This is a genomic window from Bifidobacterium erythrocebi (assembly GCF_012932675.1).
In the GTDB taxonomy this organism is placed as follows: Bacteria; Actinomycetota; Actinomycetes; order Actinomycetales; family Bifidobacteriaceae; genus Bifidobacterium; species Bifidobacterium erythrocebi.
On sequence record NZ_JAAIIF010000006.1, the window covers coordinates 192,399 to 205,318 of the forward strand.

Annotated in this window: 12 protein-coding genes; all 12 read left to right on the plus strand. The window is 61.4% G+C overall.

Annotated features, from left to right (window positions below; genetic code table 11):
* Positions 1-250 precede the first annotated feature (250 nt).
* The 12 genes from G1C98_RS02610 to priA all read left to right on the plus strand — a co-directional run bounded on the left by G1C98_RS02610 (position 251) and on the right by priA (position 12,883).
* Positions 251-1,384: a hypothetical protein gene (locus G1C98_RS02610; protein ID WP_240944885.1), complete on the plus strand. Its 1,134-nt coding sequence runs from the start codon at positions 251-253 to the stop codon at positions 1,382-1,384.
* Positions 1,385-2,205: 821 nt separating this feature from the next.
* The gene (gene rpsL / locus G1C98_RS02615; RefSeq protein WP_003825774.1) at positions 2,206-2,577 is read left to right on the plus strand and encodes a 30S ribosomal protein S12; all 372 of its coding nucleotides are present in this window, start codon (positions 2,206-2,208) and stop codon (positions 2,575-2,577) included.
* A gap of 5 nt (positions 2,578-2,582) precedes the next feature.
* Positions 2,583-3,053: a 30S ribosomal protein S7 gene (gene rpsG / locus G1C98_RS02620; RefSeq protein ID WP_003825775.1), complete on the plus strand. Its 471-nt coding sequence runs from the start codon at positions 2,583-2,585 to the stop codon at positions 3,051-3,053.
* A 33-nt stretch (positions 3,054-3,086) separates the two neighbouring features.
* Positions 3,087-5,213 (plus strand): elongation factor G, encoded by a 2,127-nt coding sequence (gene fusA / locus G1C98_RS02625; RefSeq protein WP_169078940.1) that lies wholly within the window; start codon positions 3,087-3,089, stop codon positions 5,211-5,213.
* A gap of 137 nt (positions 5,214-5,350) precedes the next feature.
* Positions 5,351-6,550 (plus strand): elongation factor Tu, encoded by a 1,200-nt coding sequence (gene tuf, locus G1C98_RS02630; protein ID WP_003825777.1) that lies wholly within the window; start codon positions 5,351-5,353, stop codon positions 6,548-6,550.
* A 130-nt stretch (positions 6,551-6,680) separates the two neighbouring features.
* Complete coding sequence (locus tag G1C98_RS02635) at positions 6,681-7,067, plus strand: DUF4186 domain-containing protein (RefSeq protein WP_169078942.1); 387 nt, start codon at positions 6,681-6,683, stop codon at positions 7,065-7,067.
* Positions 7,068-7,365: 298 nt separating this feature from the next.
* Positions 7,366-8,763: a histidinol dehydrogenase gene (hisD, locus tag G1C98_RS02640; RefSeq protein WP_169078944.1), complete on the plus strand. Its 1,398-nt coding sequence runs from the start codon at positions 7,366-7,368 to the stop codon at positions 8,761-8,763.
* Positions 8,760-9,920, plus strand: a complete 1,161-nt coding sequence (locus G1C98_RS02645; RefSeq protein ID WP_169078946.1) for a histidinol-phosphate transaminase — start codon at positions 8,760-8,762, stop codon at positions 9,918-9,920. The genes hisD and G1C98_RS02645 overlap by 4 nt, the downstream gene beginning before the upstream one ends.
* Before the next feature lie 97 nt (positions 9,921-10,017).
* Positions 10,018-10,617: an imidazoleglycerol-phosphate dehydratase HisB gene (gene hisB, locus G1C98_RS02650; protein ID WP_169078948.1), complete on the plus strand. Its 600-nt coding sequence runs from the start codon at positions 10,018-10,020 to the stop codon at positions 10,615-10,617.
* Positions 10,617-11,405 (plus strand): hypothetical protein, encoded by a 789-nt coding sequence (locus G1C98_RS02655; protein WP_169078950.1) that lies wholly within the window; start codon positions 10,617-10,619, stop codon positions 11,403-11,405. Before hisB ends, G1C98_RS02655 begins: the two co-directional genes overlap by 1 nt.
* Before the next feature lie 21 nt (positions 11,406-11,426).
* Positions 11,427-12,071 (plus strand): imidazole glycerol phosphate synthase subunit HisH, encoded by a 645-nt coding sequence (gene hisH, locus G1C98_RS02660; RefSeq protein ID WP_169078952.1) that lies wholly within the window; start codon positions 11,427-11,429, stop codon positions 12,069-12,071.
* Between the two features lie 86 nt (positions 12,072-12,157).
* Complete coding sequence (gene priA / locus G1C98_RS02665) at positions 12,158-12,883, plus strand: bifunctional 1-(5-phosphoribosyl)-5-((5-phosphoribosylamino)methylideneamino)imidazole-4-carboxamide isomerase/phosphoribosylanthranilate isomerase PriA (RefSeq protein WP_169078954.1); 726 nt, start codon at positions 12,158-12,160, stop codon at positions 12,881-12,883.
* The last annotated feature ends 37 nt before the right edge of the window (positions 12,884-12,920 follow it).

A 12,920-nucleotide genomic window follows, 5' to 3' on the forward strand; every position in this document is an offset into this window, starting at 1 on the left:
CGTCAGTGGGTCTGTTTCCGGATGGGTTGCGGATTTGGCTTTGCGTGAGTGGAATCCGTATGGCTTGGTCCGGTAGTTTTCGCAATCCTCCAGGGGGACTCCCCTCGATGCCACTGCAAGTAGCGCCTGTGGCTTGCTGCGTGGAAAAGGCGGGCTGGTGCTCTATTCAGGCGGATACTTCTACGTCTACCTCGGACATTGACTGTATCTTGATGTATTGCTCTGCCGTTGGCGAGACAGCATTCGGGCGATGGTTTGGCCGCATGGTTGGCTGTATGGTATCGCCGAACCTTCCTCCGGCGAGTTATCCACAATCGTGGAACTATTGGAACACGCGTGCTTGGAGGGGGTCAATCCACATTTCTCCGAATGTCGCACCATGCGAAGCGTGCTGGGTTATGTTCATTCCATGAGAAAACACACACGAATACGCGAACTGATATCGGATGCCACGGCGCAGCGGCGGTGCGTGCACTCGTCGGTGAGGTCGGAGGCGGCGGCGCTGCAACGAAGAGCCCAGGAAGGAGAGGAATTGATCCGCGTGGCTCCGGGGTATTATGCGCCGCGCGAATACTGGCAGGATCTTCGGCCTCCGGATCGTACATTGCACTTGGCCCGGGCCGTGGGAATGAATCATCCGCAATGGGTGTTCACCGGTGCGGCTGCTGCGGCGGCATATGGCCTTGAACATCAGTGGACGGTGCATGACGGGACGCTTGCCATAACGGATGCCAAGCAGAATGATTTTTGCCGGGGAAGTGGGATCCGCAGACTGTACATACCGGTGGGCTATATGCAACCGGTCGAAGTGGTACATGGGATACGTGTTCCCGGCGTGGTGCAGACCGTACTGGATTGTGCGAGGCTGTTTGAGTTCTGCAACGCGATCCCGGTCGCGGATTCCGCATTGGCGCGGGGTGTGAAATACGACGAGCTGCTAAGTGGATGCATAGGGCTGAACGGTGAGCTACCCAAGGTGATGCGTGTGCTGAACCATGCCGATGGGGCAAGCGAGAATGGCGGGGAATCGCTGGCTCGGGCGACGATTATCGAAGGCGGTTATGACAGACCGTTGCTGCAGATGCCGTTCGTCGATCCTGAATCCGGCCGATGTTATAGGGCGGATTTCGTATGGGTGCTTCCGGACGGTTCGATTGTCATCGGCGAATTCGACGGCACCGGTAAGTATGTCGATCCTCTGATGACCGATCGTAAAAGCATTCAGGCGACGGTCCACCTGGAGCGTGAACGTGAGACCGCTCTTCGTCGGGCTGGAGCACGAATGATCGTGCGCTTCACCTATGACGATGTCGTGCGCCGTACGCCGTTGTGGCGCAAACTTGCGCAGGCCGGCGTACCTCGGTCCGATAGTGTGCGTGGCTGAGATGACCGTTGGTGCCGAAGGCGGCGCTGAGTCTGTCGCCGAGTGCGCCATGTCGGTGTGGCAATATTTGGGTGCTATGCGAATGTCGTCATGCTGGTTATCTGCTGGCGGGGCTGTTTTCGGAAGGAGATTCTGCTCGGCTGCAGTGGGCGGTTGCTGCCGAAACCGCCGTGCGGCGACATCCGGTTCTCGCTACGCTGCCGGGTGGCGCGCGATGCCAAAACCGGTCGCCATCCGTGTCTGGTCACGTCGAGGAATCTCCAGCGTGGCGATATCCGGGTGGCGCGCGGATTATGCGATGCTGGTTGATTCCCTGCGTAGCTGGTTCCGGACGATGGTTAGGTTCGGCTGCGGTAGGGGAGTCCCGGAGGAACCGTTACGGGATAGCGTCCGGCTTTCGCGCCATTGAGCGAACATCAGTGGGGCGAAAACCGGATGCCATGCGGCTGCGGCCACGTTAAAGTGCTCGCCGACGGAGCCTGCCTGCAAGATGCAGATGAATTCGGTCGCGATCGGCGATGCGATAGAGAGTGGTGCGTTGTCGGCCGCGACACGTCGGGGGAGGATTTGTCCGACGTTGCCGTATAGTTGTAATTCGTGTGTGCCAACAGCATGCCTTATGTAACAGGCGGGCTGGTTGGGATATCCCGAGAATCGTTTGGATCGCGGGCAGTAATGCCGCGGCGAGAGAGGATTGGGTCATCGGGCCGGTGAACAGTGGCTATCTTTCCGATTCGGGCGCTTGCCCGTGCAGTGGGAGAGTGTGGCTGCAGTGCGGCGGCCTCACAGGTAAGAAGAACCACTGAATCGGAGAATTCAAGTTGCCTACTATTGAACAGCTCGTCCGCAAGGGACGTTCGCCGAAGCCGAAGAAGTCCAAGACTTTGGCGCTGAAGGGCAGCCCGCTGCGTCGCGGCGTGTGCACCCGTGTCTACACCACCACCCCGAAGAAGCCGAACTCCGCTCTGCGTAAGGTCGCCCGTGTGCGTCTTTCCTCCGGCATCGAAGTCACCGCTTACATCCCGGGTGAGGGCCACAACCTGCAGGAGCACTCCATCGTGCTCGTGCGCGGCGGCCGTGTGAAGGATCTGCCGGGTGTGCGTTACCACATCGTGCGCGGCGCACTCGATACCCAGGGCGTTAAGGACCGCAAGCAGGGTCGTTCCCTGTACGGAGCAAAGAAGGCGAAGTAAGAGATATGTCACGTAAAGGACCTTCCAAGAAGCATCAGCTGCTGCCGGATCCGATTTACGGCTCCACCGTTGTGGCACAGCTCATCAACAAGATCCTCCTCGACGGCAAGAAGTCGATCGCTGAGGACATCGTGTACTCCGCACTCGATATGGTCAAGGAAAAGACCGAGCAGGAGCCCGTGGCCGTGCTGAAGCGCGCCCTCGACAACATCCGTCCGTCCCTCGAGGTTCGCTCCCGCCGTGTCGGTGGCGCCACCTACCAGGTGCCGGTCGAGGTGAAGCCCGCCCGTGCGAACACCCTGTCCCTGCGCTGGCTGACCGACTTCTCCCGCGCTCGTCGTGAGAAGACCATGGCCGAGCGTCTCGCCAACGAGATTCTCGACGCCTCCAACGGCCTGGGCGCTTCCGTGAAGCGTCGCGAGGACACCCACAAGATGGCCGAGGCCAACAAGGCCTTCGCCCACTACCGCTGGTAATCACTCGGACCTTTAGAAAGTTAAGGAATAAAAATGGCTGAAGAGGTGCTTTCGGACCTTCATCACGTCCGCAACATCGGCATCATGGCTCACATCGATGCCGGTAAGACCACCACTACCGAGCGTATTCTGTTCTACACCGGCAAGAACTACAAGATCGGCGAGACCCACGACGGCGCTTCCACCATGGACTTCATGGAGCAGGAGCAGGAGCGTGGTATCACCATCCAGTCCGCCGCTACCACCTGCTTCTGGCACCGCCAGTCCCACGACACCAAGGACAAGTTCCAGATCAACATCATCGATACCCCTGGCCACGTGGACTTCACGGCCGAGGTGGAACGTTCCCTGCGCGTGCTCGATGGCGCCGTTGCCGTGTTCGACGGCAAGGAAGGTGTGGAGCCGCAGTCCGAGACCGTGTGGCGTCAGGCCGATAAGTACGGCGTTCCGCGTATCTGCTTCATCAACAAGATGGATAAGCTGGGCGCGAACTTCTACTACTCCGTCGACACCATCAAGGACAAGCTGGGTGCGACCCCGCTCGTGATGCAGCTGCCGATCGGTGCCGAGAACGACTTCACCGGCGTTGTCGACCTGGTTGAGATGCAGGCCTACGTGTGGAACGGCACCGAGGAGCTCGGCGCCAAGTACGACACCACCGAGATCCCGGATGATCTGAAGGACAAGGCCGAGGAATACCACAACGCTCTGATCGAGGCCGTCGCCGAAACCGACGACGCCCTGATGGAGAAGTTCTTCGGTGGCGAGGAGATCACCAAGGACGAGATCCGCGCCGCTGTCCGCAAGCTGACCATCAACAAGGAAGCCTTCCCGGTCTTCTGCGGTTCCGCGTTCAAGGATAAGGGCGTTCAGCCGATGCTCGACGGTGTGGTTGACTACCTGCCGAGCCCGGAGGACGTTCCGGCCATCCAGGGTTACGACCCGCAGGATGAGTCCATCGAGATCGACCGCAAGCCGCTGAAGTCCGATCCGTTCTCGGCTCTGGTCTTCAAGATCTCCACCCACCCGTTCTACGGCAAGCTCGTGTTCGTGCGTGTCTACTCCGGCTCCGTCAAGCAGGGCGATTCCGTGCTCGACTCCACCCGTGGCAAGAAGGAACGCGTCGGCAAGATCTTCCAGATGCACGCCGATAAGGAAAACCCGATGGATGAGGCTTCGGCAGGCAACATCTACACCTTCGTTGGCCTGAAGAACGTCACCACCGGCGACACCCTGTGCTCCATGGACGCTCCGATCTCCCTGAACTCCATGACCTTCCCGGATCCGGTGATCGAGGTGGCCGTGGAGCCGAAGACCAAGGCCGATCAGGAGAAGATGGGCATCGCTCTGGCGAAGCTGTCCGAAGAGGATCCGACCTTCCAGGTGAAGACCGACGAAGAGTCCGGCCAGACCCTGATCTCCGGCATGGGCGAGCTTCAGCTCGACATCATCGTCGACCGTATGCGTCGTGAGTTCAAGGTGGAGTGCAACCAGGGCAAGCCGCAGGTTGCCTACCGCGAGACCATCCGCAAGGCCGTTATGGACCAGGGCTACACCCACAAGAAGCAGACTGGTGGTTCCGGCCAGTTCGCAAAGGTCCTGATGAACTTCGAGCCGCTCGAGACCACCGACGGCAAGACCTTCGAGTTCGAGAACGCCGTCACTGGCGGCCACATCTCCCAGGAATTCATCCCGTCCATCGAGGCTGGCGTCAAGGAAGCCATGGAATCCGGTATTCTCGCCGGCTTCCCGGTTGTGGGCGTCAAGGCCACCGTCACCGACGGTCAGATGCACCCGGTCGATTCCTCCGAAATGGCCTTCAAGCTCGCAGGCTCCATGTGCTTCAAGGAAGCCGCTCCGAAGGCCAAGCCGGTCATCCTCGAGCCGATCATGGCCGTCGAAGTCCGTACCCCGGAAGAGTACATGGGCGAAGTCATCGGCGATCTGAACCAGCGTCGTGGCAGCATCTCCCAGATGTCCGACGCCACCGGTGTCAAGGTCATCGACGCCAAGGTCCCGCTGTCCGAGATGTTCGGCTACATCGGCGATCTGCGTTCCAAGACCCAGGGCCGTGCAATGTTCACCATGCAGATGGACTCCTACGCCGAGGTGCCGAAGAGCGTCTCCGAAGAGATCATCAAGGCTCAGCGCGGAGAGTGACACACGTTGCCACGCGTGAGGTGGCGCCAGTCTCCAGTCAGCGGTAATATCTTGTATCGCTGACTGGGTTCTGGCTCATCAATGTGGCACAACCCAGAAACCCAGTAAACCTACGAAACGTCCAGGAGGACAAAGTAATGGCAAAGGAAAAGTACGAGCGTACTAAGCCGCACGTTAACATTGGTACCATTGGCCACGTCGATCACGGTAAGACTACCCTGACCGCCGCTATCTCCAAGGTCCTGCACGAGGAATACCCGGATGTCAACCCGGAGTACGACTTCAACCAGATCGATTCCGCTCCGGAAGAGGCCGCTCGTGGTATCACCATCAACATCGCCCACATCGAGTACCAGACCGAGAAGCGTCACTACGCTCACGTCGACTGCCCGGGCCACGCCGACTTCGTGAAGAACATGATCACCGGCGCTGCTCAGATGGATGGCGCTATCCTCGTGGTCGCCGCTACCGACGGCCCGATGGCTCAGACCCGCGAGCACGTGCTGCTCGCTCGTCAGGTTGGCGTTCCGCGCATCCTCGTCGCTCTGAACAAGTGCGATATGGTCGACGACGAAGAGCTCATCGAGCTCGTTGAGGAAGAGGTCCGTGACCTCCTCGACGAGAACGGCTTCGATCGCGATTGCCCGGTCATCCACACCTCCGCTTACGGTGCACTGCACGACGATGCTCCGGATCACGAGAAGTGGGTCCAGTCCGTCAAGGACCTCATGGCCGCCGTCGACGACTACATCCCGACCCCGGTTCACGATCTCGACAAGCCGTTCCTGATGCCGATCGAAGATGTGTTCACCATCTCCGGCCGTGGCACCGTGGTTACCGGCCGTGTTGAGCGTGGTAAGCTCCCGATCAACACCAACGTGGAGATCGTCGGCATCCGTCCGACCCAGACCACCACCGTCACCTCCATCGAGACCTTCCACAAGCAGATGGACGAGTGCGAGGCTGGCGATAACACCGGTCTGCTGCTCCGCGGCATCAACCGTACCGATGTCGAGCGTGGCCAGGTTGTGGCTGCTCCGGGCTCCGTCACCCCGCACACCAAGTTCGAGGGCGAAGTCTACGTGCTGACCAAGGACGAAGGCGGCCGTCACTCGCCGTTCTTCTCCAACTACCGTCCGCAGTTCTACTTCCGCACCACCGACGTCACCGGCGTCATCGAGCTGCCGGAAGGCGTCGAGATGGTTCAGCCTGGCGATCACGCCACCTTCACCGTTGAGCTGATTCAGCCCATCGCAATGGAGGAAGGCCTGACCTTCGCTGTGCGTGAAGGCGGCCACACCGTCGGCTCCGGCCGTGTCACCAAGATCATCGCCTGATTTTCCTCAGGTCGATACGATCGACACGCTGTGAACTAGCGTTCTGAACGGGTCCCTTGGATTTCCAAGGGGCCCGTTTTGTTATCCGTCGAGATTCACCGGTACCTTGCTTCGATTCGCCGGAACTAGTATGGGGTTCATGGATGAACGTACGTGGATCGCAGAGACGATGGAACGTCTGTCACATTCGAAGTTCCGTTCCAAATTCGTGCTGTCGGACAAGGACAGGGCCTATGCCAGGGCCAAAGGCAAGGAGACCATCGACCGTCATGCCCACGAACTGCTGCGTTCGAGGCTCGGGGCGGCGCACCCCGCCAAGGACGGCAAGCAAACGCCGTGGAGGGGGCATCCGGTATTCACCGCCCAACATGCCACTGCCACCTGTTGCAGGGGCTGCATCGAGAAATGGCATCATATCGCACAGGGCAGGGAACTGACCGACGAACAGATCCAATGGCTTGCCGACCTGGTTATGGCCTGGATCGAGCGTGATCTGACGCAACATCCCGTTGCATAGGGAGTCGCTGCGCAGGAAAGCGTTGCGTGTAGGGGAATGTTGTGCAGGGGAGCGGGGAGCGGAATGCCCTCCGTCTGACACCATTGCCGTATCCCTCCAAACGTTACAAGGATGTAGCGTAAATACAGGTGGAAGCGATGCGACGGCCGCGCATATATCGGTCACATGCGTTTACACATGACCGTATATCCGCGATATACCGCCGTTATCGGCACCATATGCCCCATCTGTCTCACGATTTGGGTTTTGGTGAGATAATGGCGTTCCCCGTCACGAAGAGAACTTACACTGGAGAGCTATGAGCGAAAACATTATGCGAATCATTGATCTTAGGGGCAAGAACCTCTCCCGTGCCGAGCTGCTTGCCGCCATGCCGCGTGCCGCAATGGGCACTTCCGAAGCCACCGATCTGGTGCGTCCCATTCTCGAAGACGTGAAGGCCCGTGGCGCTGCCGCGCTGCGTGACTTCGGCGAGAAGTTCGACGGTGTCCGTCCCACCAATCTTCGCGTCCCCGCAGAGGCGATGAAGAACGCTCTCGAAACCCTCGACCCCGAAGTGCGTGCTGCCATCGAGGAATCCGTGCGTCGCGCCCGCGCCGTGGCCAAGAGCCAGGTGCCGAAGGACTTCCACACCGATCTGGCGGAAGGCGCCCGTGTGGCCGAGCGTTGGATCCCGATCCAGCGCGTCGGTCTGTATGTGCCGGGCGGCAAGGCCGTATACCCGTCTTCCGTGATCATGAACACCGTGCCGGCACAGGCCGCCGGCGTGGAATCGCTCGCCATCGCGACCCCGCCGAGCAAGGGCGATCCGGACGGCCTGCCGAACAAGACCATCCTGGCCACCTGCGCCATCCTCGGTGTCGAGGAAGTGTACGCCGTGGGCGGTGCCCAGGCCATTGCCATGTTCGCCTATGGTGCCAAGGGCAGCGAGCCGCAGGACGGCGAGATCCTGTGCGATCCGGTCGATAAGATCACCGGCCCGGGCAACATCTTCGTGGCGACAGCCAAGTCCCTCGTCTCCGGTTTCGTCGGCATCGATGCCGTCGCCGGCCCGACCGAAATCGGCATCATCGCCGACAAGACCGCCAACCCGAGCCTGCTGGCCGCCGATCTGATCGGCCAGGCCGAGCACGACGAGCTCGCCGGTTCCGTGCTGTTCACCGATTCCACCGATATCGCGGACAAGGTCCAGGAGAATCTGAACTACCGTGTGCCGCGCACCGAGCACGCCGAGCGCGTGCACACCAGCCTGTCCGGCACCCAGTCCGCCATCGTGCTGACCGACGATCTCGACCAGTCCATCGACGCGGCCAACGCCTACGCGGCCGAGCACCTGGAGATCCAGACCGCCGATGCCGACGCCGTAGTGCCGCGCATCAAGAACGCCGGCGCCATCTTCCGCGGCCCGTATTCCCCGGTTCCGCTGGGCGATTACATGTCCGGTTCGAACCACGTGCTGCCCACCGGCGGCACCGCACGTTTCGCCGCCGGCCTTGGCGTGCACACCTTCATGAAGCCCGTCGAGGTCATCGAATACGACGAGCAGGGACTGAAGGCCATCGCTGCGCGCATCAACGCGTTCGCCGTCTCCGAGGATCTTCCCGCCCACGGCGAGTGCGTGCTCAGCCGTTTCATCGACGATCCGTACGACAAGGCGACCATCGTCGAGCAGGAAAAGAAGGCCGGTCTGCGATGAGCTCCATTCCCTCGAATCTGCCGCTGCGCAACGATCTGATCGGCGAGGAGCCGTATGGCGCCCCGCAGTTGGACGTGCCGGTGTGCCTGAACGTCAACGAGAACCCGTACGCGCCCGATCCCGCCGTGTGCGAGGCCATCGCCAAGCGCGTGCTGGCCATCGCTCCCACGCTGAACCGATACCCCGACCGCGAGCATATCGAGCTTCGTCAGGCGTTCAGCGATTATCTGGACCGTGAGTCCGGTGTCCGCTTGGATGTGGACGAGCTGTGGGGTGCCAACGGATCCAATGAGATCATGCTGCAGCTGTTCCAGGCCTTCGGCGGCCCCGGACGCGTGGCCCTCGGTGCCGATCCGACGTACTCCATGTACCCCGAATACGCCCGTGACACCTTCACCGGCTGGCAGCTGGCCCACCGCAATGCCGACTTCACGCTGAACGTCGACGCGCTGATCGAGCAGATCAAGGCGGTCAAGCCGTCCATGGTGCTGCTGACCAGCCCGAACAATCCGACCGGCACGCCGCTGCCGATGAGCGACATCGAACGCGTGCTTGCGGTATGCGAGTCCGCGCAGGTCGCCGGAGCCGCCGAAGGCGTGCACCCTATCGTCGTCATCGACGAGGCCTATGTGGAGTTCCGCAACCCGGGCACCCCCAGCGCGGTCACCCTGATCAAGGACCACCCGAATCTGGCCGTCTCGCGCACCATGAGCAAGGCCTTTGCCTTCGCCGGCGCGCGCGTGGGCTATCTCGCCGCGTCCAAGGGCATCATCGACTGCGTGCGCATCGTGCGCATGCCGTACCACCTGAGCGCCGTCACGCAGGCCGCCGCACTGGCCGCCTTCGAACACACCGACGAACAGCTCAGCCGTGTGGAGCATCTTCGTCAGACGCGCGAAGCCACCGCGGCATGGCTCAAGACGCAGACCTACAAGGGCAAGCCGCTTGCCGTGGCCGAATCCGAATCGAACTTCCTGCTGTTCGGCGGGTCCTTCGACGACCGCGACGCCATCTTCGACGAACTGCTCAAGCGCGGTGTGCTCATCCGCGTGGTCGGGCCGGACGGATGGCTGCGCGTGTGCATGGGCACCGACGAGGAGATGGAACGTTTCCGCACGGCGCTTACCGAAGTGCTGCGCATCGTGGAAGCGAAATAACGTGACGGGTGCGGGGTACGGGCGTGCTGCCCGCCCCCACACCCATGAATATACGGGTGAATAACCGACTAACCACTGTTGCCGTAAGGAGCGCAATATGGCAAGAACCGCACGCATCGTTCGCGAGACCAGCGAATCGCATATCGAACTTGAACTCAACCTTGACGGCACCGGAAAAACCGATATCGACACGTCCGTGCCGTTCTACAACCATATGATGACCGCACTGGGCAAGCATTCGCTGATCGATCTGACCATCCATGCCCATGGCGACACCGACATCGACGTGCATCACACCGTGGAGGACACCGCGATCGTATTCGGCGAGGCCCTCAAGCAGGCTTTGGGCGACAAGCGAGGCATCCGTCGTTTCGCCGACGCCACCGTGCCGCTTGACGAGGCGCTGGCCAAGGCCGTGGTCGACATCTCCGGGCGTCCGTACTGCGTGTGCTCCGGTGAGCCGGAAGGCTTCGAATACTGCATGATCGGCGGCCACTTCACCGGTTCGCTCGTGCGTCATGTGATGGAATCCATCGCCATGCATGCAGGCATCTGCCTGCATATGCAGGTGCTCGCCGGGCGCGACCCGCATCATATCGCCGAAGCCGAGTTCAAGGCGTTGGCGCGTGCGCTGCGCTTCGCCGTGGAGCCCGACCCGCGCGTGGAGGGCATCCCCAGCACCAAGGGTGCGCTGTGATGGCCGATATGCCTGACGATACGAACGATAAGGACATCAATCCGGACGAGCCGCTGTTCTCCGATGAGGAGCTCGACGCGGCCATGTCCGATTTCGAACGTGAGTTCGCACAGTCCGACGATGCAGCACAGAGCGATCTGAGCGAGCAGATCAAGCAGAACGATCAGAATGGCCAGATCGACGGCGAAACGAACGGCGACCATGCCGAAACCCCGGCGGCCGGTGATATCGACTTCGACTCCATCGACATTCCCGACGATGCTTCGGAAATCGACCCGTCCGTAGGATTCGAGGATGAGCTTGCCGGACTGATCGGCAACAAGGCCAAAAGGGCCGCGTTGATCACCCGGATCGCATCGGCGGAGCTGCTGGCGGCATTCTGCCAGCTTTCCGATATCTCCGCGGACTGCGTGGGGTCGAATCAGGGGGCCGTGGCCGTGCTGCGCAACCTTGACGGTGATGGTCCGGAGGCCGCGGCCAAGGACATCACCACCGTGGTTTCCGGCATGTCGGTGATTCTGGGCGTGAACCGCGCGGACAAGCTCGAAGTGACGATGTACGCGGGAGGCAAGCCGGGACCCACGCTGGCACCGCCCATCCTGTTCAACTCCACCCCTCGGTTCGTGGAGGACCTGATGCTGGGCATCGTCACCGCGGCCCAGCTGAAGGAACAGGGACTTGAAGTGGTCGATTCGGGTCGATTCGACCATGCGTCGGCCATGCAGGTGATCGCCCGGCATACCCGCCCGGGCAAGGGCGGCAGCGTGCACGGCGCGAGCATCGAGTAGCGAAAAAGCAAAGGGGAGACAATGACCACGGCAGTTGTATTCGATTACGGTTTCGGCAATGTGCGATCCATGGTTCGTGCGATGGCGCGTCTGGGTGTCGACACCACGCTGACATCCGATTACCGTCAGGCCTTGGAGGCGGACGGCTTGGTCGTTCCGGGCGTCGGTGCGTTCGACGCGTGCATGGAAGGATTGAAGGCCGTGGACGGTGACAGGGTGATTCTCGACCGTCTTCGCGCAGGCAGGCCCGTGCTCGGTGTATGCGTCGGCGAACAGGTGATGTTCGAGCTGGGGCGTGAACATGGCGCGGACGCTCCCGGACTTGGCCTGATCGGCGGCAGCGTGGATCCGCTGGACGCCGATGTGGTGCCGCATATGGGCTGGGACACGGTGGAAGCGCCTGAAGGCTCGCAGCTGCTGCACGGCATCGAGAACGAGCGATTCTATTTCGTGCATTCCTGCGCCGCGCATGAGGCCCGCGAGCTCGACCTGTCCGACCGCGATGTCGATCTGAACGCCCATCAGAAGGTGACCTGGTGCGAATACGGACGCAGCCGTTTCGTCGCCGCGTATGAGCGCGGCCCGCTGTTCGCCACCCAGTTCCACCCCGAAAAGTCCGGTGACGCCGGTGCCCAGCTGCTGAAGAACTGGATCGCGACGTTCTGATTACAGCGTTCCGGCTGGGGCGAGCGTAGGCCTTAGCAAGACGGCAATTCATCAAGTCATATCAAACGCTATATAAGGAGAAAACCATGTCCCTTACCCTTTTGCCCGCAGTGGATGTTCGCGACGGCAAGGCAGTGCGTCTGCGCCAGGGCGAATCCGGGTCGGAAACCGATTACGGCTCCCCGCTGGAGGCCGCCCGCACGTGGGTCGAATCCGGTGCGGAATGGATCCACCTGGTCGATCTGGATGCCGCCTTCGGTACCGGCGACAACCGTGACCAGCTGCGTGCCATCGTCAAGGAGCTGGGCGACAAGGTGAACATCGAGATGTCCGGCGGCGTGCGTGATGACGCTTCGCTGGAAGCGGCGCTGGAAGCCGGAGCCGCCCGTGTGAACATCGGCACCGCCGCTCTGGAGAACCCAGATTGGACCGCTTCCGTCATCAAGAAGTACGGCGATCGCGTGGCGGTGGGCCTTGACGTGCGTGGCCATACGCTTGCCGCCCGCGGCTGGGTGAAGGAAGGCGGCGATCTGTTCGAGACCATGAAGTTCCTCGACTCCGTCGGCTGCTCCCGGTACGTGGTCACCGATGTCGCCCGTGACGGCATGATGAGCGGCCCGAACATCGATCTGCTGCGTGAGGTCGCCGAACGCACCGACGCGAAGGTCACCGCATCCGGCGGCATTTCCAAGCTCGACGATCTGCGCAACATCAAGCAGCTTGCCGAGCTCGGCGTGGACTCCGCGATTCTCGGCAAGTCGCTGTACGCCTGTGCATTCACGCTCGAAGAGGCGCTTGAGGTCGCTCGCTGATTTCGGGCACAGCTCAAATCCAAAAGGCTCGTTTCCG

Coding starts and splice junctions, on each gene's coding strand:
- G1C98_RS02610 (WP_240944885.1), top strand. CDS start 251: ATGGTTTGGCCGCATGGTTGGCTGTATGGTATCGCCGAACCTTCCTCC.
- rpsG (WP_003825775.1), top strand. CDS start 2,583: ATGTCACGTAAAGGACCTTCCAAGAAGCATCAGCTGCTGCCGGATCCG.
- fusA (WP_169078940.1), top strand. CDS start 3,087: ATGGCTGAAGAGGTGCTTTCGGACCTTCATCACGTCCGCAACATCGGC.
- tuf (WP_003825777.1), top strand. CDS start 5,351: ATGGCAAAGGAAAAGTACGAGCGTACTAAGCCGCACGTTAACATTGGT.
- G1C98_RS02635 (WP_169078942.1), top strand. CDS start 6,681: ATGGGGTTCATGGATGAACGTACGTGGATCGCAGAGACGATGGAACGT.
- hisD (WP_169078944.1), top strand. CDS start 7,366: ATGAGCGAAAACATTATGCGAATCATTGATCTTAGGGGCAAGAACCTC.
- G1C98_RS02645 (WP_169078946.1), top strand. CDS start 8,760: ATGAGCTCCATTCCCTCGAATCTGCCGCTGCGCAACGATCTGATCGGC.
- hisB (WP_169078948.1), top strand. CDS start 10,018: ATGGCAAGAACCGCACGCATCGTTCGCGAGACCAGCGAATCGCATATC.
- G1C98_RS02655 (WP_169078950.1), top strand. CDS start 10,617: ATGGCCGATATGCCTGACGATACGAACGATAAGGACATCAATCCGGAC.
- hisH (WP_169078952.1), top strand. CDS start 11,427: ATGACCACGGCAGTTGTATTCGATTACGGTTTCGGCAATGTGCGATCC.
- priA (WP_169078954.1), top strand. CDS start 12,158: ATGTCCCTTACCCTTTTGCCCGCAGTGGATGTTCGCGACGGCAAGGCA.